At 32.7% G+C, this 19,123-nt stretch carries 13 protein-coding genes; 10 read left to right on the plus strand and 3 right to left on the minus strand.

The features are described 5' to 3' along the window. Positions 1-10: 10 nt before the first annotated feature. The 4 genes from HM982_RS09530 (at position 11) to HM982_RS09545 (ending at position 7,581) form a co-directional block, all read left to right on the plus strand. Positions 11-1,324: an MFS transporter gene (locus HM982_RS09530; protein ID WP_179352931.1), complete on the plus strand. Its 1,314-nt coding sequence runs from the start codon at positions 11-13 to the stop codon at positions 1,322-1,324. A gap of 26 nt (positions 1,325-1,350) precedes the next feature. Continuing rightward, on the plus strand, positions 1,351-2,115 hold the full coding sequence (locus tag HM982_RS09535) for an SDR family NAD(P)-dependent oxidoreductase (RefSeq protein ID WP_179352932.1): 765 nt from the start codon (positions 1,351-1,353) through the stop codon (positions 2,113-2,115). A gap of 842 nt (positions 2,116-2,957) precedes the next feature. Next, the gene (locus HM982_RS09540; RefSeq protein WP_179352933.1) at positions 2,958-6,023 is read left to right on the plus strand and encodes a SusC/RagA family TonB-linked outer membrane protein; all 3,066 of its coding nucleotides are present in this window, start codon (positions 2,958-2,960) and stop codon (positions 6,021-6,023) included. Positions 6,024-6,066: 43 nt separating this feature from the next. After that, on the plus strand, positions 6,067-7,581 hold the full coding sequence (locus HM982_RS09545; RefSeq protein ID WP_179352934.1) for a RagB/SusD family nutrient uptake outer membrane protein: 1,515 nt from the start codon (positions 6,067-6,069) through the stop codon (positions 7,579-7,581). A 201-nt stretch (positions 7,582-7,782) separates the two neighbouring features. On the opposite strand, the gene HM982_RS09550 is transcribed toward HM982_RS09545, so the two are convergent. Then, on the minus strand, positions 7,783-8,850 hold the full coding sequence (locus HM982_RS09550; protein WP_179352935.1) for a T9SS type A sorting domain-containing protein: 1,068 nt from the start codon (positions 8,848-8,850) through the stop codon (positions 7,783-7,785). A gap of 409 nt (positions 8,851-9,259) precedes the next feature. Between HM982_RS09550 and HM982_RS09555 the strand changes: the two genes are divergently transcribed. Continuing rightward, a complete protein-coding gene (locus HM982_RS09555) occupies positions 9,260-10,213 on the plus strand; it encodes a T9SS type A sorting domain-containing protein (protein WP_179352936.1) in 954 nt (317 codons plus the stop codon). A 678-nt stretch (positions 10,214-10,891) separates the two neighbouring features. On the opposite strand, the gene HM982_RS09560 is transcribed toward HM982_RS09555, so the two are convergent. Further along, positions 10,892-13,276 (minus strand): polysaccharide lyase 6 family protein, encoded by a 2,385-nt coding sequence (locus HM982_RS09560; protein ID WP_179352937.1) that lies wholly within the window; start codon positions 13,274-13,276, stop codon positions 10,892-10,894. A 185-nt stretch (positions 13,277-13,461) separates the two neighbouring features. Here HM982_RS09560 and HM982_RS09565 point away from each other — a divergent pair, with 185 nt between their 5' ends. After that, positions 13,462-14,298, plus strand: coding sequence for a DMT family transporter (locus HM982_RS09565; RefSeq protein ID WP_394354350.1), 837 nt, complete (start codon positions 13,462-13,464; stop codon positions 14,296-14,298). Positions 14,299-14,368: 70 nt separating this feature from the next. Next, complete coding sequence (locus HM982_RS09570) at positions 14,369-15,541, plus strand: hypothetical protein (protein WP_179352939.1); 1,173 nt, start codon at positions 14,369-14,371, stop codon at positions 15,539-15,541. Positions 15,542-15,575: 34 nt separating this feature from the next. Here the strand turns inward: HM982_RS09570 and HM982_RS09575 are convergent, their stop codons facing one another. Further along, complete coding sequence (locus HM982_RS09575) at positions 15,576-16,592, minus strand: LacI family DNA-binding transcriptional regulator (RefSeq protein ID WP_179352940.1); 1,017 nt, start codon at positions 16,590-16,592, stop codon at positions 15,576-15,578. A 149-nt stretch (positions 16,593-16,741) separates the two neighbouring features. On the opposite strand from HM982_RS09575, the gene HM982_RS09580 reads away from it, so the two are divergent. The 3 genes from HM982_RS09580 (at position 16,742) to HM982_RS09590 (ending at position 19,098) form a co-directional block, all read left to right on the plus strand. Then, positions 16,742-17,788, plus strand: coding sequence for a sugar kinase (locus HM982_RS09580; RefSeq protein WP_179352941.1), 1,047 nt, complete (start codon positions 16,742-16,744; stop codon positions 17,786-17,788). Positions 17,789-17,909: 121 nt separating this feature from the next. Then, positions 17,910-18,578, plus strand: coding sequence for a bifunctional 4-hydroxy-2-oxoglutarate aldolase/2-dehydro-3-deoxy-phosphogluconate aldolase (locus tag HM982_RS09585; protein WP_179352942.1), 669 nt, complete (start codon positions 17,910-17,912; stop codon positions 18,576-18,578). A 4-nt stretch (positions 18,579-18,582) separates the two neighbouring features. Continuing rightward, positions 18,583-19,098, plus strand: a complete 516-nt coding sequence (locus tag HM982_RS09590; protein WP_179352943.1) for a LacI family DNA-binding transcriptional regulator — start codon at positions 18,583-18,585, stop codon at positions 19,096-19,098. Positions 19,099-19,123: the final 25 nt, after the last annotated feature.

The raw sequence follows: 19,123 nt of genomic DNA on the forward strand, positions 1-19,123 counted from the left end.
TAAATAAATTATGCTTAAAAACAAGAAAATTAAAGGCTTACGTTGGTGGGTCGTCGGCTTAATAGCTTTAGCAACTATTATTAATTACATCGACAGACAATCGTTAAGTGTATTATGGCCTCAAATTGCAGAGGATCTTTACCCAGGACATACACCTGATGAGACAAAAGGGATTTACGCACTTATTTCAATAGTTTTTGTATTCTCATATGCTTTTGGTCAAGCTATTTTTGGAAAAATTTTCGATTGGGTTGGTACAAGAATGGGATTTGTGTTATCTATTGGTGTATGGTCTGTAGCTACAGCGTTACATGCCTTCGCACAAGGAGTCTTAAGTTTTGGTATCTTTCGTTCCATATTGGGTATAGCTGAGGCAGGAAACTGGCCTGGTGCAACTAAAGGAAATGCCGAATGGTTTCCTACAAAAGAACGTGCTCTAGCACAAGGAATTTTTAATTCAGGAGCCGCAATTGGAGGTATTATCTCTATTCCGTTAATTGCTACTCTAACCATATATTTTGATTGGAAAGCTATTTTTATAATCATTGGTTTGGCCGGTTTATTATGGTTAGTGCCATGGTGGATTTTAGTAAAGTCTGAACCTAGTAAGCACCCTTGGATTACAGAAGAGGAACGTGAATATATTCTTACAGGTCAAAGAAATGAAGATTTTGATGGTGATGGAGAGCCAGATCAAGAATACAATCCTAATACTAAAGAATTATTGGGTCATAAACAAAGTTGGGGTGTCATTTTATCATCGGCAGCAATTGATCCAATTTGGTGGCTATTTGTATTCTGGATACCAATTTATTTAAATGAAGTGTATGGAATGGATGTTGTTTCTATCGGACTTTATGGTTGGGTTCCTTATGTAGGTGCTATGTTTGGCGCTTGGTTTGGTGGTTTATTTGCACAAAATAGATTAAAAGCAGGTTGGGATGTTAACAAAACACGTAAAACCATAATTACTATTGGTTGTTTAATTATGCTACCAGCATTATTGGCGATGTCAAATCCAGGAGGACCAACATCAGCGGTATTAATTATGGCTGTTATTTTATTTGGTTTTCAAACAACCATCGGAAATGTGCAAACATTACCTAGTGATTTGTTTAGTGGTAAAACAGTAGGAACATTATCTGGATTCTCAGGTATGGCTGCTAAATTAACTGCTGCAGGTCTTACTTATTTAGTGCCTTGGTTAACAAGTGGTGGTAACTATTCACCAGCATTTATAATCGGTGCCGTATTAGCAATATTAACACTGGCAAGTGTATGGGTTTTAATTCCTAGAATTAAACCAGTAAAAAAGAGTATTTAAAGTAAATTATAATTAATTAAATAAAAATGAGCAAAAACAAAGGAAAAGTAGCAATTATTACAGGAGCTACAGGAGGAATAGGTTTTGCAGTAGCAAAACGATTAGGACAAGATGGATATACTGTTGTATTAAACGGTATTGAAGACGAAACCGGAGCAGAACGTGTTAAAGAGCTTGAAGCTGAAAACATTACTGCTGAATATTATGGTTTTGATGTAACAAGCGAAGCAGAAGTAACTGAAAATATCACTAAAATTGGTGATAAATACGGTAGAATTGATGTACTAGTAAACAATGCTGGTGGATTAGGTGGAAGATCTAGGTTCGAAGAAATGACAACTGATTTTTACAGAAAAGTAATGGCACTTAACCTTGATTCAGTATTCTTTGCATCTAGAGCAGCAATACCTTACTTGAAAAAAGGTGAGCACCCTTCTATTATTAACTATACATCTAATGCAGGATGGACTGCAGGTGGACCAGGTGCTGGAATCTATGGAACATCAAAAGCAGGTGTACACGCTATAACTAGAGCTTTAGCTAAAGATTTAGCTGAATATGGAATTAGATCAAATGCAGTATCACCTGGTACTATTGATACACCTTTCCATGCACAAATTAAAGCGACTAAACCAGAAGTGTTTAAGTCTTGGGCAAATAACATTATGTTAGGAAGATTAGGTCAGCCAGAAGATGTGGCAGGTGTCGTATCTTTCTTAGCTAGTGAAGATGCTTCTTTTATTACTGCTGAAACTATCCAAATTGGTGGTGGTCAAGCTTTAGGTATCTAAAATTAAGCATTACAAGTTTTCATAATAGATTAAGCGCTATTGTAGCAATACAATAGTGCTTTTTTTATGCCATAAATTTTCAAAGGCAATATTTAGATTTTTAATATTCATTCACTCAAATTCTGTTTTTTTTCTAGTTTGCTTTAATTTTTAATTAAATAACTAGCACTTCCATAAGACCTCTTATTAAGCATTAGAATATTGGTAAATTAATTCAAAATTGAACATTATACTTAGACTTTTTTGCTTTTAAATTAGTGTCATTAATTGCCTAAAAAATTAAGTTAATTTTGGTTGATTTCTCCTTCAATATTTAAGTTGAAATAGCAATAAAAATGCCCTTAAAAAAGACAAAATATAATCCCCAAAAAACCTCCTTAATTTCACCTTCAAATTACGATAAATGAAGTTTTATTCTTGTTTTTTGCCAAAGTATTAAAAAAGCGATTTCGAATTAGTAAATTGATTATTTTAGAAGGAATTTGCGCTTATTTCGCAATTGCACAAAAATAAATTTTTAAAAAGTGTCTAAATCTAGCCTAAAAACAGTCTTATTTCACCTTTTTTTTAATTGCTTTGTTAATTGTTTTTATATGTAAAATGCATGTTTACAGGTAGTTGTGTTTCTGTTTTTCTTTTTTTTTTCGTTCTTGCTTTTTTTTGAAAATAAATTCAATAATAAGCACGAAAACGTTATAGTTAACGTAATATTAACTATATTTGGTTAACCAGATTGGTTAACCAAATTATTGCTGTAACTAATTAGATATTATTAAACTTTTTTAATAGTTCTAATAAGCAATTGTAAGACTAATTTTAAACAACAACTAAAAACAATTTTTATGCACAAACAACTCAAATTTTTTAATATAAAATGGGTGCCAATTTTGGTGTTTATTTTATCTGGCTTAGCATTAAATGCTCAGCAAACAGTGACAGGTACTGTTGTTAGTCAACCTGATGGACTCCCTTTACCTGGAGCCAATATTTTAGTTAAAGGAACAACTACTGGAGCTACTACCGATATGGATGGTGTTTACAGTATTCAAGTACAAGATAATAGTGCGGTTTTGGTATTTAGTTACCTGGGATTTGTGTCTCAAGAAGTGACTGTAGGAAACCAATCCGTAATAGATGTAACCCTAGTAGAAGACGCTAGTCTACTTAGTGAAATCGTCGTTGTTGGTTACGGTGCCCGAAGAAAAAGTGATGTCACTGGTTCTGTTTCTTCTGTAAAAGCAGATGAATTAACGGCTTTTCCAGTATTAGATGCAGAGCAAGCACTTCAAGGACGTGCAGCTGGTGTAGTAGTTCAATCTAATAATGGTGGTGAGCCAGGAGCTCCAATTAAGATAAACATTAGAGGTAACACATCTATTAATGCCAGTAGTGATCCTCTTATAGTGGTAGATGGATTTGTAGGTGCAAATATGCCTCAGGCAGGTGATATTGAATCTCTACAAGTATTAAAAGATGCTTCTGCAACAGCTATTTATGGATCTCGTGGATCTAATGGTGTTGTTTTAGTAACCACTAAAAAAGGTAGAAGTGGTAAACTGGTTGTAGAATTTAATACAACGTATGCTGTTCAAAATACGGCTAATAGTTTAGATTTATTAAATGCGGATGATTTTGCAGATTACCAAAACCAAATTAGAATTAACCAAGGTAATACAGCACCTTACGAACAGGGGAGTTATGATACCGATTGGCAAGATTTAATTTACCGATCAGGTAATACTTCAAATAATCAATTATCATTTTCAGGAGGTACAGATAAAGTAAATTATTATGCTTCTGGTACGTATTTTCAACAAGATGGTATATTGATAAATTCTGGTTATGAAAGAGTCTCATTCTTGTCTAATATAGATGCAGATGTTACTGATAAACTTAAAGTTGGATTGAATTTAACAGGTGGATTAAGTAAAAAGACTGGTGTACCAACACAATCTGATGGTTCTGTTACTGTAGGTGGTGATGATGTGGTGTCTTTAGCGATGCGTTTTGCTCCAGATAAAGGTATTTATAATGATGATGGATCGTTTTCAACTAACGACAGAATAGGTGATGAAGTAGATAACCCTTACGCCGTAGCGACTCAAAGAGATGATGATACTGAAATAGAAAATTTCAGAGCCAATTTTTATGCGAATTATGATATCATAGAAGGGCTAACCTTTAAAACAACTTTTGGTCTCAGTACTGAAAACACGTTTAGAGGTATTTATATGCCAAGAACATTAGCCGTTACAGCGGGTAGAGGTCTTAATGGTAGAGCAATAATGAGAGAGCAAAAAAGTAAAGATATTTTAAGTGAAAATTACTTAACCTATACCAAAGAAGTAGGAAAAGGGACTTTAACATTATTAGCAGGGTATTCTTACCAAAACACAATTAACAAAGGGTTCTATAGTGAAGGTACAGGAACACTTTCAGATTCATTTTCATACTACGGATTATACACAGCTACTAATTTAATAAATGGTTCTAGTGGAAATATTTATGAAACTAAAACTGAAATTCAATCACAATTTGGTAGAGTAAATTACGATTACAATGACAAGTATTTATTTACAGCTACAGTTAGACGAGATGGTGCTTCTAATTTCTCAGAAAATGAAAAATATGCTATTTTCCCTTCTGGTGCCTTTGGTTGGAAAATTTCAAACGAAGATTTCTTAAAAGATAGCGATTTAATTTCAGACTTAAAATTAAGATTGAGTTATGGTGTTACAGGTAACCCTTCAATTGGTGCTTATGAATCTTTAGCAAGTTTAGCAAGTTTATACGCGTCTAGTAATGGTATTACAGTGCCTGCTATAACGCCGTATCAAACTGCTAACCCAGACTTAAAATGGGAGTCGTCTTACCAATCTAACATTGGTGTAGATTTTGGCTTGTTAAGCAACAGAATATCGCTTTCATTTGATTATTATAATATTGATACAAAAGATGTATTGATGTTTGATAACAGTATTCCTTGGTATTTTGGTTATCTTAATGATGAAATTATTACAAATGTAGGTGAGGTTAACAACAGAGGGTTTGAATTCTCAATTAACTCTAGAAACATTGTTAAAGACGATTTCAGATGGACGACAGATTTAGTGTTTTCTAAAAACAAAAACACAGTAGAAACTTTAATAAATGGGGCTGATTATTTTGGTAGTGGTGCGCCATCTTATTTTAGTCTTAATGATAACTATTTACTAAGAGAAGGTGAAGAAGTAGGTCTCTTTTATGGGTTAGACTACGCAGGTGTTTACCAAGGCGGAGCTTTACCTGCAGGAACAGCTACTTTACCAGATGCTGCTGCTGGTGATCCTTTGTTTTTAGATTTAGATGATGATGGAGATATTACAAATGATGATAGAAAAATTATTGGTAATCCAAACCCAGATTTTACTTGGGGTATTACAAATAACTTCACGTACAAAAACTTTGATTTAAATATCTTCTTTCAAGGGTCTCAAGGTGGCGAAATTTTTAACATGACTAATGTGCAGTTAAATAATGGTGATGCTAATACAACTTATGATTACTTTAATAATGCATGGACGCCAAATAACACAAATACAGATCAGCCACGTGTAGGTAATAATAGTTTTAGAGAAATCTCTTCTCGTTTTGTTGAAGATGGTAGCTATGTGAGATTAAAAAACATAGCAGTAGGTTACACCTTTCCTGAAGACCTAATTAGTAATTATGGTATTACTAGTTTAAGACTTTCTGTAAGTGCTCAAAATTTATTAACCTTTACTAGTTACTCTGGTTTAGATCCTGAGGTTAATTATTTTGGAGCTTCTGGAGATAATAACACATCGAGCAATACAGTTAGAGGTTTTGATTTTGGAAATTATCCAACAGTAAGATCGGTTAGTTTTAGCCTGAGTGCTAAGTTTTAATCGAATGTTGAAAAAGAACATTATAAATTAAAAAGAAAAAATTATGAATACATATAAAATTTTATTGTTATTGATGGGATTCTCAATAATGGGATGCTCAGATTTAGAGGAAGAACCAGTCGGTTTATTATCTCCAGACGGATTCTTTCAAACGACTCAAGATATCCAAACTGCAGTAGATGGCTCATTAACTCATGCTATCAACGAAGAGATTTGGGGGAGAAAATTGTCGATGTCACTATTGTTACGTTCAGATATGGCAGTGCTCCAATCAGGACAAGCCTATAGAGCAGAGTTAGACATGCATAATATTTCAGGTATTAATGAAATGACTTATGATCCTTGGAGAAGAATTTGGTTAGGAATTAGTGCTGCTAATAATGCTATTGCCGGAGCAGAAGATGTGGCAGTAGATGAGGAAACTAAAAACCCTGTTGTAGCTCAAGCATATTTTGCTAGAGCATTCTACTATTTTCACTTGGTAAGATTATTTGGTGATATTCCTTATTTTGATAGACCAGCAGGTGATGAGCAAGATTTTACGGTTGGTTTAACATCAGAAGAGGAAGTGTATGATAATATCATTGCAGATTTAGAATTTGCTAAAACTTGGTTACCAGAAACTGTAGCTTCAAGAGCTATTCCGTCTAAAGCAGCTGCAAGTTCATACTTAGCTTTGGTTTATTTAACAAGAGCTGGTACAAGTGACATGACTTATTTTCAATTAGCATTTGATGAAGCTAAAGAAGTAATTGACAATAGAGGTGCTTATAACGTAGGCTTAGACCCAGATTTTCAAACTTTATTCAATGCGAATAAGATTGATGCTTCAATAGAACCAATTTTCGCACTAGATTATAACAGTGTTGAAGCTGATGATAATGCTTATGATCAAACATCACCTATGACAGGTGTTAGGGGTGATTTTGGCTGGTCAGTTATTGTGCCTAGTATGGCTGTATACGATTCTTTTGAGGATGGAGATTATAGAAAAAATGTAAGTTTTCAAACAGAAGCTGTAATTAATGATAGTCTAGTTACTTATGAAAATTTTGATTACAGTGCGCATGAACATGCAGCAAACCGTCCGTATATAGCTAAGTACTCACGTTACCCAGGAGAGTTTGCACGTGGTGATAAAAGAGCAACAAGTCATAACTATTCTATGATACGTTATGCAGAGGTGCTATTAATTGCAGCAGAAGCAGGTGTTGAAATAGGAAGTCCTTTAGCACTTGATTATCTTAATGAAGTTAGAGCTAGAGCAAGAAACGGCGGAGAATCAACTTCTGGTGGTTATACTGATGTTACCATTCCTCCAAGTTCTGTTCCTGCTGATCTTAGCTCCATTACTGTCGAAGATGTATTAGAAGAGCGTAGAATTGAATTGGCGTTTGAGTGTAAAAGATGGTACGATATAAAAAGAAGACAATTAGGTGACCAAGCATTTGGACCTTCAGGCTTAGAAGGTTCTAAACCAGGTTGGAATTCTGGTGTTGATTACGACACACCAATACCACAACAAGAAATCGATAGAAACCCTAATCTTGGTGGGTGATCGTTATAATGATTAATATGTTAAGTTAAGTTGCTGTCCTTGTATTTTATTATAAATACGAGGACAGTTTTTTTATAGTCATATTACTTCTAGTTGTAAAAACGGAAAGTTGTATGTTGTTATTTTGATAGTGATAAATTATTAAAATTTCTACACAAGCTATAAGACAGACTTAAAGATAAATGATAAGTTTAACGATGTTTATTTTACCAAACATTTTAAAACTTTTACTGTGCGCTTAGATTTTATAAAAGCAATATAATACAGACCTGTACTTAAGTCTGAAACATCTAATCGATAGCGTTTAAGTTGGTTATCTGTAGGGATAGTTTCACCGCTAGAATTATACAATATGATAGCATCATAATCATCTGCCTTTGCATTTTTAAAGGTCACAGTATGTTTTGCCGGGTTAGGGACTAGAGTTATCGCTTCAGCTTTTGTTTCCAGATCTTCAACCGTTAACGGACCAAATTCTTCAATACTAAAATCTGCAAAACGAACAATTTCATCTTGTAAATCGTTAATCTGATTTAAACTTCTATAAATGCCCCATTTAGGTCGTGCAAAATTAGCCCCATCTTGCCATGTGTCCATAGTATCATTACTATAGCTTAATATAGACGCTCCGTTAGAAACCTGGTTAATATCAATACTGTAACTGCCTTCATTGCCAAAAGTAATAGTTTCGGTTACTTGTACCCAATGGCCTCTTAGTAAATCTAGATTAGCTGTTTCTATCGTGTTTTGATTGTTTGTAGCCGTATACCTCAATTCTATACGGTCTGGCGAACTTTTACGAAGCGTTAATGTAATCATAGGAATGGACTCATAAGGACCACCTACTGCTTTTATTTGATGTATATGAGTAAAGCTAGAAGATACTTGGAAGTCATTAGGTAACTTAAATTTCCAAGTATACGCTACAGTTTCGCCCTCAGTTGCTTTTAAATGGTCTGGAGAAGACGCGTAAGTTTTAATTTCTACACGTTGTCTATCAAAATTTTGACAACGATCATTATCGGGTGTTTGGTGTGCTATAAACCGAAATACATTAGTGTCTAACTCAGTGTCAAAGACTTCATCGATATGGCGTCCAAAATCAGTATGAGAACAGTCGGGTACTTCTACGGCATTATAACCTGGAGCTAAAACTGAAGTAATGTCCTCATAGGTATTACCTGGTCCATCAGCGCTTAAAATTGTTTGTGAAAATAATAAGGAGAAGCTAAAAAAAGTAAAAGTGATATTTAAAAATGTAGTTTTCATAATGTTATGATTAAATAATTGGTTAACCAATTCAAATTAGTCGAATATAATATTTAATTATGTGAACACATCGTATATGCGGTTATTTTTCTATAAACAGCGGTATTTAATACTGTAGGCTAACCCGCTATTTACTTATTATAATACAACCGTTCTTTAAAGTGTTAATTCCTAATGCAGAATTATGTAATTAATAAAAAACAAGGGTATAAATTATGAGTATTTGCTTAATGTGGGGTTAAAATTATCTAATAAGGTCTTTTTTTTTGCAATTTTTAAGGATAATAGTGATTCTTATCTATATTTTATTTATATTTGGTAAACCAGTTTGGTTAACCAATTAAAACAAGGTTATTTTTCCATATTGTACTCAATTTAAACTAAATACAAACACTTAAAAACAACAATTATGAAACAAACATTACTTTCGTTATGCTTATTAGCATCAATTTCGATTTATGCACAAGATCCCGTAGTAGAGAATGCTATTTTTGATGAAATTCCAAAAAACTCTGGAAGTGATTGCGCCTGCGCACATTGGATGAATAAAGATTTAGGAGACCAGGCTGAAACCTCTAATACAGGTTTAGAAGATGGTAACTTTGCCGTTAAATTTGATAACTTAGAATCTGATGTCGTATATCAGGAGGTTGAAGTTTTAGCAAATACAGATTATAAATTAACGTTTTCAGCAAGACTTAATGATGATAGCGATGATGTAAATCCACCAAGTAATTTAGAAATTAGAATTTTAAAAGGTTCTGGTTACGAAGATGGTTATGAAATTATTTATTATGATGATGCTACTGTAAAGCCAAGTTCAGGTTTTGGATATACAGATATCGCAGAAGTAGAGCTTGAAGCTAATAATATAGAAAGCATAGAATTAGCATACCCAGGAAACCAAGATTTTAGTCTTTATGAACTTAATTTTAATTCAGGTGATGAAACAAGTATAGCGATATTCGCTAGAGGTATTGGACGACCAGATACAAGACCTGTGGATGAAAATTGTGATGAAAACGATGAAGGTTCTAGATGTTTTGAATGGTCTGCTGGTAAAGATGAAACAAGACTTGATTATGTAGAATTAGTTAATCAGTCAGCATTATCTACACAAGAAGTTTTTGCATCAAACTTAAAGGTATATCCTAATCCAACACATTCAATTTTAAACATTAAATCTATGGATAATGTTCAGATTGATAATGTAGAATTATTTAGTATTTTAGGTACTAGTGTTTTTAAAACGTCAAGTTTAACTAATGATACTATTGATGTTTCAGAATTGGCTTCAGGTGTATACTTACTTAAAATTAATTCAGGAATTAACTCTGTTACTAAGCGTATCGTTATTGAGTAATACTTACTAAACTAATAGCAAGAAAAGGCAACTTAAGAAATTTAAGTTGCCTTTTTGTTTTCTTCTACTTTACTCAACGACAGTTCTATATTTTATGCGAATTCTATCGTTACATATCTAAAAAATAGATTGAGTAATGCTGTTGTTATCTGATTTATATTAGACTAATATCAAAAGTATAAGCTCACTTTTTTACAAGGTATTTTTTGTTGCAGTGTAGTTATATGTTTAATTTTTTGGAAACAATATTATACGCATTCGCTTTCTTTTTTATTACGTGTTTTAATCTCTAGCATTTAGTTTAATGTCAATAATAAAACGTGATGAAAGCTAGCGTGGTGTTAATAGCTCTATTTATTCAATTGGTTAGGTTTGATTTTTTTTTTAAATTGATACTTCCTGCTTTTGTATTAGGTTAAACGATTTAGTGGTTTTGATTTTATGCATTAAAATAAATTTGTTTCCCTAGTTCTATTATGCTTCAGGTTATATTGAAATATACATCTAAAATAATGTCTAATCTTTAGTAGTCTAGGTTATTAAACTAGTGTATTTATTTATTGTTAATTCTAGTCTAGCAAGAATATATTTAAGCGTTTCTTTAAAAAAATAGTGGCTATCTATAAAGTATTTTCAACTTTATAGATAGCCATTTTTAAGTTTTTAATTATTGTTAAATTATTTTTTAATAAGCCCTATTGTTGCTTGATCATTATTTTCTTTCAACAAAGGAGATCTTTTACTAGGAATATAGTTTTCGCTATCTTCCCATCGCGGATTTTTAAAAATCATATGTGCTTCTTTAGCGCCCTTAGTTATTTTTGGAAATCCACTATCATCAAATAAGCAATTGGATATACTATTATTTAAACCTTGTAGACTAACGGGGGTTTTTACTTTGAAACTATTTACAAAGGCTGAATTTTTAATTGTTACTTCGTGAATACCATTGGTAATAAGGATTTTTCCTTTCTCTTCATTGGCAATATCATCAAACACACAATTGGTAACTTTTAGAATTCCGCCTTCAACATTGACATTTGGAATATTTCGAACATAGTTTACAGCAAACTCTTCAATATTGTTGAAAAGACAATTATCTAAAACAATTTCTACGGCATTGATTTTTCCGATATTATCTTTGTCGTAAGAAAGATTTAAACCTCTATAACTGTCTAAAAATTGAGTATTTTTAAAGGTGATGTTACTCGCAACGGTTCCTTCGTAAGCTTTAAAGATACTGCCACCATTTTCCATTGTAAAATTTTTGAAAGTACAGTCTTCTACCATTAAAGCATAAAGTTGAGATTCCATTTTATCTGGCGAAATTATAGCATACTTTGCCGGCGAACGATGTGAGGCGTCAAAAATAATATTTTTAAGTGTTAGTGAAGCACCTTGGTCAATACGTAAGAAATAGTTGAATGATTTTTCAATACCATCATGGACTTTAAAAACTGTGCCTTCTACTCCAGCGACTGTAATTTTGCTACTAATTTTAATGCCTTTATCAAATTCATAAACGCCTTCTTTTAAAGTTACAACATCACCATCTTTAGCTCTTCTTAGTATTTTAGTTAAGGTACCAACTCCTGGCTCAACAATTAAATCTTCTGCTTTAGTGACAGGAGCTACAATATTAGGTTCCCAACCTGGGCCTGTTCTAGCTAGAAGTGCTTTTGGCATACGAGTGTTATTTAGATTAAATGCTCCTGCAACATATTCTTCTCTTGTAGAACCAACCATATCTTCTGTTGGACTTTTTACTGTTTTAGTCACACTTTTTAATACCTCATTATTAGCTGTAGGCATCGGTAATGATCTTAACATGGCCCAATCTATAGTGGTTTTTGTGAAATATTGTGGATTTACCATGGCTTCACTATCTACAATATTTCCAGAAAATGTAATTCCATTCACAGAATCTACGGTTTCTAATATAGTTCCGGCATTGGTATTGGTAATAATATTGTTTGCAAAAACGGTATTAATTGGTGCAAGGCTTAATTCTTCATTTTTTCCTCCTCCAAAAGTCATAGGACCACAGTTGATAATTGTGTTGTTCTGAATATCTACATTTTTAACTTGGTTATAGCGATTTAAAGGGGAATTAGGCACACCATTCATAATGACAATTGGTCCTCTAAAATCATCACCAGCTAAACCTATTAATAAATTATTTCTTACAATGTGTCCTTCGTTGATAATTCTAATACCTCCTGTTCGCGATACATTGTTTCCAAAAAACACATTGTTTTCTACTAGTGCATTGTTACCATGCCTTAACGTTAGTGTTCCTTTGCTTTCAATAAAAAGATTATTTCTAAAGATATTATCTCCAGATTTATTAGAAATGATTTCAATTTCACCATCACAATTTTTAAAGGTGTTACTTTCAACAATCGTTTTAGAAGATTTCATAGAATTGTCACTTGTTCCTATTCTAATAGTTTCTCCTCCATTTTCACCCAAATCAGGTCTAGCACCAAAATAGTTATGGTCAATTTGATGATTATTTTCAATGTGTTCTTCGCCTTTTAGCCAAACCACTAATGTGGTACCTGCAGACGTTTTACCTGTAAAATTGTTGTGGTCAACACGGTTATTCTTACCCCAAATATCTACCCAGTGATTTTTGATGTTATCATCAGCGACATCAAAATAGGAAATTGTAGAATTGGTAAACCTAGAGTTATTGGCAAATTCTTTGGAGTTTTTTCTAAACTGTACCACAAATTTTTCTGTAGATTTTCCTGCTTTAAACCAAAGGCCACTTACAATAACATAATTGCCATAGATACTTAAATTAGAATCGCCGGTAAGCACCACCTGTCCTGGTGTTTCAGCTTTAATAATTATGGGGTTTTCTTTGGTGCCATTTCCGTGGGCTAAAAGTTTTGCATCTTTCCATTCACCATTTTTAAGAATAATTGTTCCGCCATCGCTAACTTTAGAAATTGCAGCATTATATTCAGCAAGATTTGAAACTGTAATATCTTGTGCATTTAATGTATTTATTAAAAAAAAAGTGCTCAAAAGAAGTAATAGATGTGTTGTTTTCATTTGTTATTTTATTCAAAATTTGTTTAACATAAATATAAGGAAAAACACTACTATTATTGAATTTACCGACTAAAAAATAGAAATAATTGGGGTGTTTTTCTAATTAATTTTCATGATTTAATCTGTACATTGCACTGTGTTATAAAAAGTAACATAATTATTAAACTTTTAATTTTTTTTAAGTCTTGAAAAAAGCAATACAATACATGATAATTAGTGCTCTTGCATTTACTTTTCTGAATGTATTTGTAAAATCATTGCACAGTTTTAGTGTTTATCAAATCATTTTTTTTCGCTCACTAGGATCTTTATTTTTTACGATGCCATTTTTACTGAAGAATAAGATTTCTTTATTAGGAAATAAAAAAGGCTTAATGATTACAAGAAGTCTTTTTGGAGTAACGTCTATGGGCTTGTTCTTTATGTCATTGCGGTATATTGAGATGGGGACGGCGGTTTCAATTCGTTATATAGCGCCTATTTTTGCAGCATTCTTTGCTTTACTATTTTTGAAAGAAAAAATAAAACCCTTACAATGGTTATTTTTTGGTGTCGCTTTTGCTGGTGTTTTAGTTTTAAAAGGATTTGATACAGGATTACAAATTGAAGGTGTTGGTTTAGCTTTAGTGTCTGCAGTTTTTGCAGGATTTACATATATTGTTATTAGAAAAATAGGAACCCAAGACCACCCTGTTGTGGTGGTTAATTATTTTATGGTGATTTCTGCCGTTCTTGGAGGCTTACTTTCTATAAGCGGTTGGAAAACTCCAGTAGGTCAAGAATGGTTAATTTTTCTAAGCCTTGGTGTTTTTGGGTATTTTGCACAATTATTTATGACAAAAGCCATGCAGGTTGGCGAAACTAATCAAGTGGCACCGTTAAAATATTTAGAAGTAATATTTACTATAATTATTGGTTTAATTTGGTACAATGAAGTTTATACATTGCAGAATTTAGTAGGGATATTACTTATTATTTTTGGTTTAACGCTCAATGTTATATCTAAGAAAAAAAACAAATAATCTGTTGGTTTATTGATTATTTTGTTGAACTAAAAGGTTATATTTACTAGAGCTTTAATTCTTCTCAAATATGACTCCAAACTTAAAAAATCATTGCCTCTTTATTTTTGTTTTTTTATTTGTCAACACCTTATTTTCACAAACTGAATTTAAAAAAGGAGCATTTATTTCTAATACAGACGAAACCGTTGAGTGTCTTATTAAAGACTTAGATTGGAAAAATAATCCTAATAAATTTAAATACAAATTAACTGAAGATGGCGACGTTAAAGATGGAGATATTTTAGATGTGAAGTCTTTTGAAATCTATGGTGTTTCTAAATTTTTAAGAGCAATCGTAGCCATTGATAGGTCTAACAGTAATATTGACAATCTCTCTGAAAAAAGAGGACCTGAATTTTCTGAAGAACAGTTGTTTCTTAGAGAGTTAGTCCCTGGAAAAGCAACGTTGTATTATTTTGAAGCAGCTAACTTTGTGCGTTTTTTTTATAATCTTGAAGACGAAAAAATTACACAACTAGTATTCAAAAAATACCTTTTTGATAATAGTCGCATAGGTGAAAATAATCATTTTAGACAGCAAATTTTAAATGTTTTTGATTGTGAAGATCTCTCGGTAAGTGATATTAAGCGATTAGATTACAATATTGAAGATCTAACTAATATTTTTAAAAAATACAACAGTTGTGTCAGTGGAGATATTGAAGCTGATTATGACGAAAAAACCAATAAAGATATTTTTAACTTTAGAGTAAAAGTAGGAATTGGTTCTGCAACTGTAGATTTAGAGACGTCGAGCTTAAATAAAAAATTTGATAATGAATTTATGTATCGATTTGGTGGAGAATTAGAGGTGTTGCTTCCATTTAATAATGATAAATGGGCTTTGCTCATTGAACCGAGTTATCAAACGTATACCTATGAAGAAGATACAGGTTTAGGTCTCGATTATAAGACTATTGAGATTCCATTTGGAATAAGACATTACTTCTATTTAAATGACGATTCTAAAATCTTTATTAATGCATTTTATGCTTTAATATTTCAAAAAGACTCTTCATTTTCAATGCCTAATTTAGAATTAGATATGAGTAATGGGCAATCTGTTGGTATTGGTTATAGCTTTAAGAAATTGAGTTTAGAAGGTCGTTATGAGTTTTCTAGAGATTTACTTAGAAATTATCATTATATGAACGCCGATTATAATCAAATCGCCCTAATTTTAGGCTATCAAATTTTTTAAATGACATTCTCGATGACATCTCGAATGCTTTATTTTACCTCGAGGAATCTCTAACGATTAATTCAGCGTCAAGAATAATTTTATTGAGTGTTTGCTTAAGTTCAGGTTCTGCAATACGTTTCAAAAATGTTTCTGCAGCTAAGCGACCAATATCTTTACTGTGCTGCTCTATACTAGAGATAGAAGGTGTCACTAAAGACGTAAATGGCTCATTACCAAATCCAATTAACCGTATATCTTCTGGGACTTTTATATTATGTTCGTTTAAAACTTGTAAGGCTCCTAAAGCAGCATTATCACTAGCCACATACACAGCATCGGGTCTGTTTTTTAATTCTAATAGACGCTCCATTTCATGTCTTCCATCTTCAACAGTTAAGGAACTTTCAATAATTAAATTAGCATCAATGGGTAAGTTGTTTTTTTCAATCGCATCTATATAACCTTTAATTCTGTTATTAAAGATACGTGTGCGTTTATAGCCACCAATGTGCGCAATACGCTTACAACCTTTAGAAATTAAATGTTTAACAATAAGGTGGCTGCTTTCATAGTCGTTAATACCAATATAATCGACATTAAGGTCATTTTCCCCACGATCAAATAATATTAAAGGAATACCATTCGATTTTATTTTTTCATAGTAAGATAAGTCCACAGTTTCATTGGCCATAGATGCAATAATACCATCAACTTGTGTGTATAATAAGGTGTCTATGTTTTTGCATTCTTTTTCAAAAGACTCATTAGATTGCGTGATTATAATATTGTATCCAGCCTTATTGAGTACAGCTTCCAATTGCTCAATTACAGAAGAAAAGAAATTGCTATTTGTTTTGGGAACAACCACGCCAACCAAATTACTTTTTCCTTTTCTTAAGGCACTTGCCAAATGATTAGGTTGGTAATTTAATTCTTTTGCAACACGTTTTACAGCTGCCTTAGTTTTTGTGCTAATACGGGAGTCATTGTGCAAGGCTTTAGAAACAGCTGCAGGTGAAATATTGAGCTCATTAGCAATGTCTTTTATAGTAGTTCTTTTTTTATTCACCTAGTTTTTATATATTTGCTTAATCGATTAAGCAAATGTAATGTTTTAAGCCTATAAATCAAAATATAACTCTTTTGATTTATTTTTTAAACTACTTGGTTAATCGTTTAACTAAAAAAATTATAAACTAATTTAAACTTATATTCAGAATGAAAAAAGTAGTCACTTTCGGAGAGATTATGCTAAGATTAGCACCTCAAGGATTTTTAAGATTTTCACAAGCATCAAATTTTGATGTTGTATATGGTGGTGGTGAATCTAACGTAGCAGTATCTTTAGCTAATTATGGTGTTCCTGTAGATTTTGTAACCCGTTTACCAAAAAATGATATTGGTGAATGTGCTATGATGGAAATGCGTAAAAGAGGTGTTGGCGTCGATAAAATTATTTATGGTGGTGACCGTTTAGGGATTTATTTTCTTGAAACAGGTGCGGTAAGTAGAGGAAGTAAAGTGGTTTATGACCGTGCACATTCTGCAATTTCAGATATCAAACCAGGAATGGTAGATTGGAAAGCTGTTTTTAAAGATGTTGCTTGGTTTCATTGGACAGGTATTACACCTGCAATTTCTCAAGGTGCAGCAGACGCATGTTTAGAAGCTGTAAAAGTTGCTAGCGAAATGGGTGTAACTATTTCTACGGATTTAAACTACCGTGCAAAACTTTGGACGTTCTGTGATGATGCGCATAGAGAAAAAATAATGACTGAGTTAACAGCATATTGTGATGTTGTATTAGGAAATGAAGAAGATGCTGAAAAGCATTTTGGTATCCATCCTGAAGGCTTAGATGTACATAAACATGGTCATGATGTTAAAGCAGAAGCGTTCTTATCTGTTTGTAAACAAATGATGGAGAAATTCCCAAAAGCTAAAAAAGTAATCACCACATTAAGAGGTTCTATTTCTGCATCTCATAATACTTGGGCAGGTGTTTTATACGATGGTGAAAAAATGTTTGAAACACGTCAATACCAAATTACTGATATCGTAGATCGCGTAGGTGGAGGTGATTCATTCATGGGAGGTTTAATTTATGGTTTATTAAAGTATCCTGAAGATGATCAAAATGCATTAGACTTTGCTGTTGCAGCTTCAGCCTTAAAACATACTATTAAAGGTGATGCAAACTTAGCAACCGTTTCAGAGGTTGAAAAACTTATGGGTGGTGATGCTTCTGGTCGTGTAGCACGTTAAAAACAAATAGCGTCTTAAATCTCGAAAGTGAAATACTGACGCATAATATTAATTAAAATAAACACCCTTCCAGCTTATGTCTATCACAGCGTAAGTATGGAAGGGATTTAGAACATAAATTATGGCAAATTTTTCAAGATTAGAAGTTGTAGAAGTGATGAAACAAACAGGCTTAGTGCCTTTGTTTTATAACTCAGATATTGAAGTTAGTAAAAAAGTAATTAAAGCCGTCTATGATGGTGGTGCAAGATTATTAGAGTTTACTGCAAGAGGCGATTTTGCTCACGAAGTTTTTGGAGAGCTTAATAAATATGTTGTTAAAGAATTACCAGGAATGATTATGGGCGTTGGGTCTGTTACAGATGCCGCATCAGCATCGCGTTTTATGGCCTTAGGTGCTAACTTTATTGTTACACCTGTCTTAAGAGAAGACATAGCGCTTGTTTGTAACAGACGCAAAGTGGCTTGGTCTCCAGGTTGTGGTTCTTTAACCGAAATCTGTCGTGCAGAAGAACTTGGCTGTGAAGTCGTAAAATTATTCCCTGGTGGTATTTATGGGCCAGATTTTGTAAAAGCAATTCGTGGACCACAGCCTTGGACCAGTATTATGCCAACAGGTGGTGTGTCGCCAACTAAAGAGAATTTAGAAGGTTGGTTTAAAGCTGGTGTTACTTGTGTTGGCATGGGCTCTAAGCTTATTGCTAAAAATGCTGAAGGTAATTATGATTTAGACAAAATTACATCAGATACTAAAAACGCCATGGATATAATTAAAACTTTAAGAGGTTAATACATTGGGGTCCGCAGCATTTACCATTAAAGAGCTCTCTTCATTATCTGGCTATTCCGTATCCACGGTTTCTAAAGCTTTAAACGATAGGGAAGATGTAAGCATAGCTACACGTAAAACGATTAAGGCTATGGCCAAAAAGTTTAATTATGTGCCTAATAACTACGCCGTAGCATTACGCGTTAAAAAAAAGCAGTCTATTGCTGTGGTTTTACCAATGGTTACCCAAAAATCTTATAACCAAGCCCTCTACTATTTGCAAAAATCAGCAGAGGATTTTGGTTATAGGGTTTTATTATATCAATCCTTTAATTCTTTAACTAAGGAAATTAATTACATCAAAAGTCTTAATGATGGCTCAACTGATGGCATTATTCTTATTTCTGAAAATGATAAGAATTTATCTAATTATACCAGTTATTCCGTTCCAATAGAGTTGCTTGTTATTAAAGATTATCAATCTCAAATTGAAATTGAAGAACAATCTTATAATAGTTTAAATAGATTATTAAAACCATAATAGATTAATTATTAGTTTATTATTG

Origin of the sequence: Winogradskyella vidalii (assembly GCF_013403955.1) — a bacterium.
In the GTDB taxonomy this organism is placed as follows: domain Bacteria; phylum Bacteroidota; class Bacteroidia; order Flavobacteriales; family Flavobacteriaceae; genus Winogradskyella; species Winogradskyella vidalii.

Excerpts from the sequence above, each read along its gene's own strand:
- HM982_RS09530 (WP_179352931.1), top strand. The coding sequence starts at position 11 with ATGCTTAAAAACAAGAAAATTAAAGGCTTACGTTGGTGGGTCGTCGGC.
- HM982_RS09535 (WP_179352932.1), top strand. The coding sequence starts at position 1,351 with ATGAGCAAAAACAAAGGAAAAGTAGCAATTATTACAGGAGCTACAGGA.
- HM982_RS09540 (WP_179352933.1), top strand. The coding sequence starts at position 2,958 with ATGCACAAACAACTCAAATTTTTTAATATAAAATGGGTGCCAATTTTG.
- HM982_RS09545 (WP_179352934.1), top strand. The coding sequence starts at position 6,067 with ATGAATACATATAAAATTTTATTGTTATTGATGGGATTCTCAATAATG.
- HM982_RS09550 (WP_179352935.1), bottom strand. The coding sequence starts at position 8,850 with ATGAAAACTACATTTTTAAATATCACTTTTACTTTTTTTAGCTTCTCC.
- HM982_RS09555 (WP_179352936.1), top strand. The coding sequence starts at position 9,260 with ATGAAACAAACATTACTTTCGTTATGCTTATTAGCATCAATTTCGATT.
- HM982_RS09560 (WP_179352937.1), bottom strand. The coding sequence starts at position 13,276 with ATGAAAACAACACATCTATTACTTCTTTTGAGCACTTTTTTTTTAATA.
- HM982_RS09570 (WP_179352939.1), top strand. The coding sequence starts at position 14,369 with ATGACTCCAAACTTAAAAAATCATTGCCTCTTTATTTTTGTTTTTTTA.
- HM982_RS09580 (WP_179352941.1), top strand. The coding sequence starts at position 16,742 with ATGAAAAAAGTAGTCACTTTCGGAGAGATTATGCTAAGATTAGCACCT.
- HM982_RS09585 (WP_179352942.1), top strand. The coding sequence starts at position 17,910 with ATGGCAAATTTTTCAAGATTAGAAGTTGTAGAAGTGATGAAACAAACA.